We start from the raw sequence: 10,351 nt of genomic DNA, 5'->3' as shown, positions 1-10,351 counted from the left end.
CCGGGTCGCAGAAATTAGTTTAGGGCTGACGTTACGGGCTCCCGACGACGCATGAAGTTGCGCCGATACGCGCCGCCCAGCGCTCGAAGGACGCCACCACCGCATCGAACGAAACTGCCCCCATCCCATCGGCTTCAATGCATAAGCTGCTGTCCCAATAGGGGCCGGCTTCGCTGAGCCGGGTGCGTCCATGCAGCCCGATGACAGGGATGTCCATTGCATCGCAGAAGTACAGCGGGCCGCTGTCCACCGTCACCACCAGACTGGCGCGTCGCAATAACGCCGGCCAATTGTCCGGCGTATCCATGCCGACCAGATTGACGTGCGCATCGCCGGCGACGTACTCGGCCAGCGCCTGCGACTGTGGCGGGCCGAATACCGCAACCGGAAATCCTCTATCAGCCGCATGCTGCGCAAATGCGCGCCAGCGATCGGGCTCCCACCGCTTTGGAGCAAAGTCGGCCCAGGGGCTCAACACGACCCATGGCCCTCCCGGCAACAGGTGCGATACCCATGGTCCATCGTCGGTCGGGATGTCCATTCTGACCGCCCGTGCATCCTGCGACAGGCTTTGCAGCCAGACATCGGTGGGATGCATGTTCGGGCGCCAGTGCGGCCTGAGCACACGCCCACCCTCGATGTAGAAGCGAAAGTGGATTGGCAATCGTCGTAGCGGCCGGTAATAGTTCGGCCGCAGGCCTACCACCGCTACCGGGCCATGCTGGAGCGCAGCGCCAATCGCCGGAAGCGCCATCACCAGATCGCCGGTATGCGCGCCCTCCATCGGAAACACGATGCCATCCGGCGACCAGGCAGCAGGGATCGAGCTGTAAGCCGCATAGTTGCCCATGTCCCGCTACGCCTTGCGCTGCAATGAACGCACCAGGCCGGCAAAGGCATGCCCCTCAGGATCGGCCGCATCGAGCTGTGCTTCGATCCGTCGCATGATCGACGTCCACTCGGAATGCTCACGGAATGTCTGTCCGAATTCCCAAAGCAGCACTTGTCGAATCAATAGCGGTCGTGTGCGACGTACCGCCGGCAGATCATCACTGGACACATTGCGAACGATCTCCACCAACTGACGCTCCAGCTGTGCAGTCGACTTTGCCTGTTTAGCCGCAGACGCGGCTTCGGCCCGACGTGTGGTTGATGCCGCTTGAGCGATGCCGCCACGCCCCCGCACCGTCTCGCCACGGATCGCTGCGATCAAGACAGCAGTCGGAGAAAGCCGGCCCAGTTCCATCGGTCAGTTATAGCGGCTGTAGTTCGACAGCAGCATCGACGCGCCGGGTAACGCTTCGGCGGTGTCGGCCTGCATCGTCTCTGCTGTCTGTTGACCTTCGGACAGCATGCGCGCGAGTCGCTGCATATCTACCTGCAGCGCTGCGAGAGGCTGCGGCTGAGCCAACCCCATCTGCAGCTGCGAAATGGCAAGTTCGATGTGATCGTTCGCGATGGAGATCAGGGCACTGGCGTAAGCGCCGATTGCACCATCCACTGATTCGGACAACGGCATCAACATCTGGACCGCTTCACTGTTGCGTGCGGTAACCAGTAAAAGTTGGCCCATCTGGAAACGCGCCATCACCAGCCCCGGCGCCAACCGCAATGCCCTGGTGAATTCCTGCTCGGCCACACCCAACTCTCCAAGCTGCGCTTGCTGCGCTCCGAGCAAGTAGTGAGCCTGTGCACACGCCGGGTCTTGCTCGAGGAGCGCGCCAAGTAGCGCAAGCGACTCTGCATCCTGCCCATCCAGCATGGCTTGCGTTGCCCGTGCAAGAAGTTGATCTGTGCTCTGTGTCATATATTCTTGGACTCGCAATAAGGGCATTTCGTTTGTCTATCCCTTTCCAACGCAGATAGTTTAGGCGCCAAACGTACGCTTGCGATGGATAACAACGATCACACTTGCGGTTTGACCAACGCCCATTCGAGTCTGCACACGAAAAGCGCAGCTGAACGGGGCGCGATGATTCATGGACCAGTCAGTCCAAAATTCATGTCGCGTTCCATCGAATAACGGAGAATTTACATCTCGGCAGCGAACGGCATCCGCCTCAGCGCCGGCCCAAACCATAAGTACAGGTATCGATCATGAAGAATTCCCTGCTGGCCCTCGGCCTTCTCGCAGCCCTGCCGTTTGCGGCCTCCGCTGCTGAAAACCTCTCCTACAACTTCGTCGAAGGTGACTACGTGCGCACCCCGACCGAAGGCCGCGACGCTGATGGTTGGGGCGTGAAGGCGTCCTACGCCGTCGCTCCGAACTTCCACGTGTTCGGCGATTACAGCAAGCAGAACGCTGACGACAACGACAACGTGTTCGAAAGCTCCAACTCCGACTTCCAGCAGTGGGGCGTCGGCGTGGGTTACAACCAGGAAATCGCCACCAGCACCGACTTCGTTGCTCGCGTTGCCTACCGCAAGCTGGACCTGGACACCCCGAACATCAGCTTCGACGGTTACAGCGTTGAAGCCGGCCTGCGTAACGCCTTCGGCGAGCACTTCGAAGTCTACGCCCTGGCTGGCTACGAAGACTTCTCCAAGAAGCGCGGCATCGACATCGGCGACAACTTCTACGGCCGCCTCGGCGCCCAGGTCAAGTTGAACCAGAACTGGGGCATCAACGGCGACATCCGTATGGATGGCGACGGCAACAAGGAATGGTCGGTCGGCCCGCGCTTCAGCTGGTAAGCCGCACGTTTGACTGCAACGCGACTCTCTCTCCCGCGTTGCATTGGAAGCCCGGTCCCCCGACCGGGCTTCTTTCTTTTGGGCGATCGGCTGGCGATGCGCACATCGCGCTATAGCGGCATGTGCGCAATGCGGCTGCTGTAGAAGCCCCGTGCATCGCGCTCAAGCGGCTACAGCTTGCCGCCAACCTTTGCGATCGACACCAACAAAAAGCCCGGCAATGCCGGGCTTTTTGTTGTTTCTGCGCAGCGCGTCAACGCGCGATGCCGCGATCAGGTGAACAAGGTCTGCGGGTACTCGGGCTTGCGCTCGCGTGCCAGCAACTCCTTCAGGCCTGCTTCCGGGGTGATCTCGCCATGCAATACCGCACGCACGGCGTTGGAGATCGGCAGCTCGATGCCGTGATGCTCGGCCTGACGCATGACTTCGTCGGCGGTCTGCACCGATTCCACCACCTGGCCGATCTCGCGGATCGCATCGTTCAGGCTCTGTCCGCGTCCCAGGGCCAGCCCCAGCCGTCGGTTGCGCGACAGGTCGCCGGTGCAGGTCAGCACCAGATCGCCCAGACCCGCCAGACCCATCAACGTCTCCGGCCGTGCACCGATCGCCGCCGCCAGGCGCAGCATCTCGTTCAAGCCGCGCGTGATCAGACCGGCACGGGCGTTGAGGCCCAGCTGCATGCCATCAGCCACGCCGGTGGCCACCGCCAGCACGTTCTTCATTGCGCCACCGAGCTCGGCGCCCACCATGTCATCGCCGGTGTAGGCGCGGAAGGTCGGGCCATGCATCGCATCGGCCACGACCTGCGCAAACGCCGCATCGTCGCCGTGCACGGTGATGGCGGTCGGCAGGCCGAGCGTGACTTCCTTGGCGAAGGACGGCCCGGTCACCACGGCCAGCGGAACGCCGGGACCGAGGATGTCGCGCGCCACTTCGTGCAGGAACCGCCCGGAACCGGGCTCGAAGCCCTTGGTCGCCCACGCAACGCCGGCACCGGCCGGACGCAACGGTGCGATCAACCGGATCGTCTCGGTGAATGCATGCGAGGGCACCACGACCAGGATCCAGCCGGCATCGGCAATGGCCAGTTGCAGGTCGGTTGTCGCGCGCAGGCTCTCGGGCAGTGCAATCCCCGGCAGATAACGCGCGTTTTCGTGGGTGCGGTCGATGGTATCCACCATCGCCGCATCGCGTCCCCAGAGCACGGTCGGGTGACCGTGCCTGGCGAGCAGCGCGGCCAGGGCCGTGCCCCAGGAGCCGGCGCCGAGAACCGCGATCTTCTGCGTCGAATCGCTCATCGGCGCACGCAAGGCTTAGGCGTTGCCAGCCGGCTCGGAATCGGCCAGCGAGGTGCCTTCGCCCTGCGAACGCTGGCGCAGGGTTTCTGCGTACAGCGCTTCAAAGTTGATCGGCTGCAGGTAGAACGGCGGGAAGCCGCCGGCCTGGATCAGGTCGCTGACCAGGGTACGCACATACGGGAACAGGATGTTCGGGCACTGGGTGCCGAGCAGCACGTCGATCGCCTGCGGCTCCAGGCCGACCAGGCCGAACACGCCGGCCTGCTGCACTTCGGCCACGTAGGCGGTCTTGCCACCGGCGGTGCAGGTCAGGGTCACGGCCAGCACCACTTCGAAGGCGTTGTCGTTGAGGCGCTGCACCTTCTGGTTGAGGTTCAGCTGCAGCTCGGGCTGGTTGGCGTCATTGAAGACGGACGGCGCGTTCGGCGATTCGAAGGAAACGTCCTTGACGTAAATCTTCTCGATGGTGAAAGCGGGGCCAGCAGCGGCGTCGGCCGGCGCAACCGCGCCGTTGATGATTTCGTCGGACATTCCTAACTCCAGAAACGGTTCGGTGGATGCAGCGTTGAATGATGCAGACGTGAAAGTGCGAGTCTCTCACGCCAGCAATGGGGACTTGCCCGGCGCCTCACAAGGTGCGGTCAGGCGCGGCCCTTGACCAGCGGCAGTTCGGCCATCTGCCAGGCGGCCACGCCGCCATCGAGCCAGTAGACCTGCTCGAAACCGGCTTTCTTCAGCGTCTTGGCCGCGCCTGCGGAGGCATTGCCGTTGCGGCACACCACCACCACGGGCGAGGACTTGGCGTTGGCGAGCAGCTTGCCGGCCGGGTCGAACTTGGCCAGCGCCACGTTGCGGCTGCCGGCGATGTGGCCTTTTTCGAAATCGGCGGTCGGCGACAGGTCGATCACCAATGCGTTCTCGCTGTTGATCAAACGGGTCAGCTCGGCCGGCTTGAGTGCGCGATACCCACGGAACAGGCGGGCGACCTCGGTGACGATCAGGGCGATGGTCAGGCCCACCAGGGCCAGCGACAACATGGGGTTGCGGCCGACAAAGGCCTGCAGCTCTTCGAAATTCACGGGGTCAGGGTCAGTCAAGCGGGCGGGAATTGTCGCACAGCTGGCGCGCGCGACGGCCAGGCACCGGTGGCACGGGCTACTGGCCCTGCCACAGATCGGGCAGGCCGCTGGCCAGCCACCAGCGTTTGCGCTCGGCATCCCAGCGCCACAGCTCGATGCTGCGCACCAGCCGCTCGGCCTGGGTATTGCGGTTGATCACCCGCAACTCGACCTCGCGGCGCAGGTCGCCGTTGCCGTCCTCGCCCACCCGCAGCTCGCGGTAGCCGGAGATCTGCACCTGTTCGTAGCGCGAGCGTTCCAGATCGCTGAGCGGATGCGCCTGGGCGTAGGTCGGCTCGACAAAGCCCTGCGCGGCATCGAAATCGCTCCAGCGCACCGCGGCGGTGTAGGCGGCCTGGGTGGTTTCCAGCGCGCGTGCCTGGGCACGGCTGCCGGCAGACGCCCCCCCGCTGACCATCGCCAGCCCGAGCAACAGCATTGCCCCGATCACTGCACGCATGCGCATTCCCCCAAGTCCAGCGCGCATCCTACCGTTTTGGAAACGCCACGAAGCGCCCGCTCAAGGTGGCCGCCGCCGCACCGGATCCCAGCGCGATCTGCGCACGCATGCCGATGCGCGCCTTGCCGCGCTGCCGGAAGGTCGCCAGGAATGCCTCCCAGCTGCCGAGTTCGGACGGCTCGGCATTGGCTACCAGGTCCTCGTAGACCGGGGCGACGTAGCGCAGCTGGCTGTCGGCCACGTAGACATCGGCGCTGTGCCCGGCCAGTTGCAGTTGCAGCGTCAGCCAGCCCCAGCTGGCCAGCGTCATCAACGAGGCCAGGCTGCCGCCGAATGCATTGGCCTTGTCGTTGACGTTGGCCTGCAGCGGCGCACGCAAACGCAAGGCGCCGTCATGCAAGCCGTCGACGGCAATGCCCATCGACAGGACCGGCGGCATGGCGATGAACTGTTGCTGCAGCGACTGCAGGGCGGATGCGAGCGTGCACGAAGGAGTCATCGGCGAAGGCTGGAAGACGGCGAAGGGCGGCATCATGCCGCAATGTTCCGCGAGCGTCTTGTGCACTGGAATGACATGCGGTACCGCATGGTGAACGCGTACGGCATCGCGTCGCCGCATGCCTGGGTCTCGCCCGGCTCAGGGCGCGAACACGACCTTGCGATAGCCCTGCGCCACCCGCAGCAACGCGGTGGCCTTGGCCTTCCAATGCGCGCTGCGCTGCCTCTGCGCGTGCGTCAACGGCGCATCGATGGTGCTGGTGAACACGATCTGCTCCGGAGCGGCGTGGAAGAACTTGTCCTGGATGCAGGCCGCCGGCGCCAGCTGATAGGTGGACAGCTGCTGTGCGACCGGCGATTCGTTCCAGCCGAACAGGAAAATGTCGGCCATCGTGTGCCAGCGCGCGTCGGCCGCCAGCAGCAGGCGCGCCGCATCGCGGCTGAGGATCAGCGCACCGGCGCAGACCGGCCAGCAGTGTTGGTGGGTCGAGGGACGCACCAGGCGCAGCTGCCGGCCACCGACTTCGGCGACCTTGGCATCGAGCTTGATGCGGTTGTAGGACGGTTCCAGCCGCACGATGCTGTTGCCGCCGGGCAGCCACTCGCTGCTGCGCAGCAGCGCCGGCAGCGCGTCGGACAGATGCATGTCGTCTTCGAAGATGGCGGTGTAGGCGTCGTCGGAGTCGGCTGCGATGCGCCACGCGGCCTGATGGCTCAGGAAGCACCCGATGTTGGAGGCCGTCCACTTGCGCGGGCCGGTGCTGAAGGCATCCCCGGAGCCTTCCAGCGGCCGCTCGCGTGCGAAGTCGGCAATCTGCGCAGGCGTCAGGGTGGCGCCATCGACCGCGGGAATCCGCTCGAACGGCAGGCCTTGCGCCCGGAACTGCGTCGACATCGCCTGCAGGCGCTCGCCGCTGCGCTGCATGTTGATGAGGTAGGACTTGATCACGGCGCCACTCCAGCTCGATTGTCGTGGCGGATCGTGGGCGGAAGCGGTCATCGGCACGGACCCGGGGACGAGGTTCTGGCCGCAGAAACGCAGGCATCGCGTCGAGCAGGCACGCAAAGGCCAGACAGCGCGCGAGGATCGAATCGCCGTCAGCGCCATCGCAGCGCGCGACACCCGCCCCCGATAACGCACGGCTCTCGCATAATCACTGGATGACACCTCCCGCCCCAGCTGCCGCCGCCTGGACCTTGATCTCGCTCCGGCCCAGCGGTGAACACGCGCCATTACGGCGGGCCGCCGCGCGACACGGCGGACGGCTGCTGGCGCTGTCGCCGTGGCGGCTGCAGACCAACGACACCGCACAGGCACTGGCCGCATTGCGGCAGGCCTTGCAAGCGCCGATCGCGGTGTTCACCAGCCCGGCCGCGGTGCACGCTGCGCATCGCCTGGCACCACTGCAGCGGCCGGCGCAGGCGCAATGGGTGAGCGTGGGAGACGGCACTGCGCGCGCGCTGCAGGCCTGTGGCATCGACACGGTGATACGCCCGGCACGCATGGACAGCGAGGGCCTGCTCGCGCTGCCGCTGTTACGGCAGCCGCTGCAGGCCGTGGGGCTGATCACCGCCCCGGGTGGGCGCGGCATGCTGGCGCCGGCCCTGGAGCAGCGTGGCGCCCGCATCCTGCGCGCCGATGTCTATCAGCGCGTGGCGCTGCGCCTGCGCGCATCGGCAGTCCGCGCGCTGGCGGATGCGCTTCCTGCTAGCGTGTTGGCGCTGAGCAGCGCCGAAGCGCTGACGCTGGTGCTGCAGCAGTTGCCCGGACCGCTGGTCGACACCTTGCGGCAACGGCCAGTGGTGACCTCCAGCGAGCGCATGCTGCAATCCGCACACCTCGCCGGCTTCCGTCATGTGGTGCGCGCCGCAGGCCCCTTGCCCGAGCAGTTGGCCGCTGCTGCCGCGGCGATCGTGACGCCATTGCGACCTTGCTGAACTCCAAACGCAAGCACCGCTTGCGAGTGTCTGCCGCTGCACGCCATGCTGTGCCGGATGACTGCAGCACCTGCACCCGTCGTGACCGCGCGAGGATGGACGAATGACCGAAATGCCCGCTACCACGCGACGCTTTCCCCTGGCATGGCTGCTGCTCGTCGTCGCGCTGGTCGCCGTGGGCGTGGCGCTGCTCCTCGGCTGGCGCGCATGGCAGGACTATCAAGGCGCGCAGCTGCAGGCGGCCGAGGCGCAGCAGCAGCGCTGGGACGGCACGCAGCAGATGCTGGAGACGCTGCGCCGCGACCAACGCCTGGCCAACGAACGCCTGGCGGACGCGGCAGCCACCAACCGCGTGCTGCGCGACGAGATGCTTGGTCTGAGCCAGCGCAGTGCCTTGCTCGAAGACACCGTACAAAGGCTCGCCGACACCAATCGCCACGGTGCGCAGGCGCTGCGGCTCGATGAGGTGGAGCTGATGCTGCGGCTTGGCCAGCAGCGGCTGAGCATTGCCGGCGACGCCGACGGTGCCCGCCGCGCCTACGCACTGGCCAATGCCGCACTCAATGGCATCGACGATCCCGGCTATCTCAATCTGCGCCAGGCGCTGGTGCAGGAACGCGACGCACTGGATCGCCTCGGTGCCGGTCCGCAGGCGCAGGCCGGTCAAGCCCTGGATCAGTTGGCCGGCGACCTGCTGCGCCTGCCCGAACAGACCGCAAAAGACAGCGAAGCGGCGCAGCCGTGGTGGCAGAAAGCACTCGCACCGCTGGTGGACATCCGTCCCAGCCGTGGCGATGCGCTGCTGACCGGCGGCGACCGCCACGCCGCGCGCGACGCCTTGCAGATCGAAGTCAGCCTGGCCCGCGCTGCGGCCGAGCGCGGCGATGTCGCCGGCTTTGTGCAATCGCTGCGGCGCGTGGACACCTGGACCAGCCGGCTGTGGCCGGATTCGCCACAACGTCGCCAGGCACGCACGCGCCTGCGCACGCTGCAACAAGCGCCACTGCGTCCGCGCCTGCCGGAACTGGGCACCACCCTGCTGCAACTGCAGGCCATGCGTGAAGGGAGATCCATCCAATGAAAGTGTTGCGTACCGTCTTGATCCTGTTGGTTGCCGTGGCGCTGGGCGTGCTCGGTGCGCAATGGCTGTCGCATCAGACCAGTTACGACCTGGGCAATGTGGTGGTCAGCGTCGGCGGCAACGACTATCGCGCCGCCATGCCGCAGGCGCTGCTGATTCTGGTCATCGCGCTGTTGGTGCTGTGGCTGGTTTGGACGCTGGTCAGCCTGCCGTTCCGGGTCTGGGGCAAGTACCGCCGCAAGAAGGGCCGCGCCCGCCTGATCGAAGGCCTGCGCGCAGCCGATCACGGCCAATGGCAGCGTGCCGAGCGCCTGTTGGTCAACGCCAGCGAGGATGCGGAGGTCAGCGGCATCGCCCTGGCCAGCGCAGTGCGGGTTGCCGATGCACGCGGAGACGAGGTGGCGGCCAACGCGCTGGCCCAGCAATTGGCCGAATGCGACCCCACCGCGCATGCGTTGCTGCAGGGCGAGCGGCATCTGGCGCGGCAACGCCCGGTCGAGGCGATCAATGCGCTCGATCATGCCAACGCGCAACCGCTGCCGGCGCGCGGCCTGCTGCTGCGCACGCACGCCCTGGCGCAGATCGGCCGCGCCGACGAGGCCTATGGTCAGCTGGGCGCATTGCGTCAGCAGGCGGTGCTGGCACCGGAGGCCTACAGTGCACTGGAAGCCACGCTGGCCGAGCAGACGCTGTTGCAGGCCGGCGATGCCAATGCCCTGGCCGAACGCTGGGAAGCGCTGCCCAAACCGCTGCGTACCTATCCCGCGGTGGTGGGTGCCTATGCACAGCGCGCGGCAGTGCTGCACTGGGACGATGCGGCGGTGCATAGCCTGGAGCAGGCGCTGGATACGCAGTGGGACGAATCGCTGGTGCGCCTGTATGGCGTGCTGCCGCTGGAAAAATACGATTCGCGCCGCGCCAGTGCACAGCGTTGGCTGACCCAATACCCGGACAGCCCGGGCCTGTTGCTGACCCTGGCGCGTCTGGCACGCCACCAGCAGCAGTGGTCGCAGGCCGAAGAGTTCCTGCATCGCGCAGTGGCCAATGGCGCGGGCAGCGAGGCCTGGGAAGAACTCGGCCACGGCTTCGCCGCCGCCGGGGATCTGCTGTCGGCGCAGCATTGCTACGCCAACGCCCTGCGCGCCGCACGCGGCGAGCCGGTGCACGAGGGCTTGCCACAGCAGTCGCTGCGCGGACCGATCGTCTCGGCGTATGCCACGCCGCCGGCCGACCCGCTCGCACCGGACGATCGCGTGCTCTGATC

The 10,351-nt window shown here is 66.2% G+C and carries 13 protein-coding genes; 4 read left to right on the top strand and 9 right to left on the bottom strand.

Annotated elements, in window-relative coordinates:
• Window positions 1-31: 31 nt before the first annotated feature.
• Genes XARJCFBP2528_RS07060 through XARJCFBP2528_RS07050 form a run of 3 tightly spaced genes read right to left on the bottom strand, consistent with a single transcriptional unit; the run spans window position 32 to window position 1,807 of the window.
• Window positions 32-850 (bottom strand): glycosyltransferase family 9 protein, encoded by an 819-nt coding sequence (locus tag XARJCFBP2528_RS07060; RefSeq protein ID WP_047124539.1) that lies wholly within the window; start codon window positions 848-850, stop codon window positions 32-34.
• Between the two features lie 6 nt (window positions 851-856).
• Entirely contained in the window at window positions 857-1,213 is a 357-nt protein-coding gene (locus XARJCFBP2528_RS07055; protein ID WP_228888317.1) for a hypothetical protein, read from the bottom strand.
• A 36-nt stretch (window positions 1,214-1,249) separates the two neighbouring features.
• Window positions 1,250-1,807: a tetratricopeptide repeat protein gene (locus XARJCFBP2528_RS07050; RefSeq protein WP_039529133.1), complete on the bottom strand. Its 558-nt coding sequence runs from the start codon at window positions 1,805-1,807 to the stop codon at window positions 1,250-1,252.
• A 290-nt stretch (window positions 1,808-2,097) separates the two neighbouring features.
• Between XARJCFBP2528_RS07050 and XARJCFBP2528_RS07045 the strand changes: the two genes are divergently transcribed.
• Entirely contained in the window at window positions 2,098-2,694 is a 597-nt protein-coding gene (locus tag XARJCFBP2528_RS07045) for an OmpO family porin (protein ID WP_016904049.1), read from the top strand.
• Window positions 2,695-2,966: 272 nt separating this feature from the next.
• Here XARJCFBP2528_RS07045 and XARJCFBP2528_RS07040 read toward each other — a convergent pair whose 3' ends face one another.
• The 6 genes from XARJCFBP2528_RS07040 to XARJCFBP2528_RS07015 form a co-directional block, all read right to left on the bottom strand.
• A complete protein-coding gene (locus XARJCFBP2528_RS07040; protein ID WP_026064544.1) occupies window positions 2,967-3,992 on the bottom strand; it encodes an NAD(P)H-dependent glycerol-3-phosphate dehydrogenase in 1,026 nt (341 codons plus the stop codon).
• A 15-nt stretch (window positions 3,993-4,007) separates the two neighbouring features.
• Window positions 4,008-4,523, bottom strand: coding sequence for a protein-export chaperone SecB (secB, locus tag XARJCFBP2528_RS07035; RefSeq protein WP_016903394.1), 516 nt, complete (start codon window positions 4,521-4,523; stop codon window positions 4,008-4,010).
• A 110-nt stretch (window positions 4,524-4,633) separates the two neighbouring features.
• A complete protein-coding gene (locus XARJCFBP2528_RS07030) occupies window positions 4,634-5,071 on the bottom strand; it encodes a rhodanese-like domain-containing protein (protein WP_016903395.1) in 438 nt (145 codons plus the stop codon).
• A 76-nt stretch (window positions 5,072-5,147) separates the two neighbouring features.
• Complete coding sequence (locus tag XARJCFBP2528_RS07025; RefSeq protein ID WP_026064545.1) at window positions 5,148-5,570, bottom strand: hypothetical protein; 423 nt, start codon at window positions 5,568-5,570, stop codon at window positions 5,148-5,150.
• A 28-nt stretch (window positions 5,571-5,598) separates the two neighbouring features.
• Window positions 5,599-6,069: a YiiD C-terminal domain-containing protein gene (locus XARJCFBP2528_RS07020; RefSeq protein WP_026064546.1), complete on the bottom strand. Its 471-nt coding sequence runs from the start codon at window positions 6,067-6,069 to the stop codon at window positions 5,599-5,601.
• A gap of 138 nt (window positions 6,070-6,207) precedes the next feature.
• Window positions 6,208-7,017 carry a glycosyltransferase family 25 protein gene (locus XARJCFBP2528_RS07015; protein WP_016903398.1) on the bottom strand — a complete coding sequence of 270 codons (810 nt, stop codon included), beginning with the start codon at window positions 7,015-7,017 and terminating at the stop codon, window positions 6,208-6,210.
• A gap of 137 nt (window positions 7,018-7,154) precedes the next feature.
• On the opposite strand from XARJCFBP2528_RS07015, the gene XARJCFBP2528_RS07010 reads away from it, so the two are divergent.
• The 3 genes from XARJCFBP2528_RS07010 to XARJCFBP2528_RS07000 all read left to right on the top strand — a co-directional run bounded on the left by XARJCFBP2528_RS07010 (window position 7,155) and on the right by XARJCFBP2528_RS07000 (window position 10,349).
• Complete coding sequence (locus XARJCFBP2528_RS07010) at window positions 7,155-8,006, top strand: uroporphyrinogen-III synthase (protein ID WP_282955776.1); 852 nt, start codon at window positions 7,155-7,157, stop codon at window positions 8,004-8,006.
• Between the two features lie 103 nt (window positions 8,007-8,109).
• On the top strand, window positions 8,110-9,087 hold the full coding sequence (locus XARJCFBP2528_RS07005; protein WP_047124537.1) for a uroporphyrinogen-III C-methyltransferase: 978 nt from the start codon (window positions 8,110-8,112) through the stop codon (window positions 9,085-9,087).
• A complete protein-coding gene (locus XARJCFBP2528_RS07000; protein WP_047124536.1) occupies window positions 9,084-10,349 on the top strand; it encodes a heme biosynthesis protein HemY in 1,266 nt (421 codons plus the stop codon). The genes XARJCFBP2528_RS07005 and XARJCFBP2528_RS07000 overlap by 4 nt, the downstream gene beginning before the upstream one ends.
• The last annotated feature ends 2 nt before the right edge of the window (window positions 10,350-10,351 follow it).

It is taken from the genome of Xanthomonas arboricola pv. juglandis, assembly GCF_001013475.1.
Lineage (GTDB): Bacteria > Pseudomonadota > Gammaproteobacteria > Xanthomonadales > Xanthomonadaceae > Xanthomonas > Xanthomonas arboricola.
This window is presented reverse-complemented; position numbering and strand designations above follow the sequence as displayed.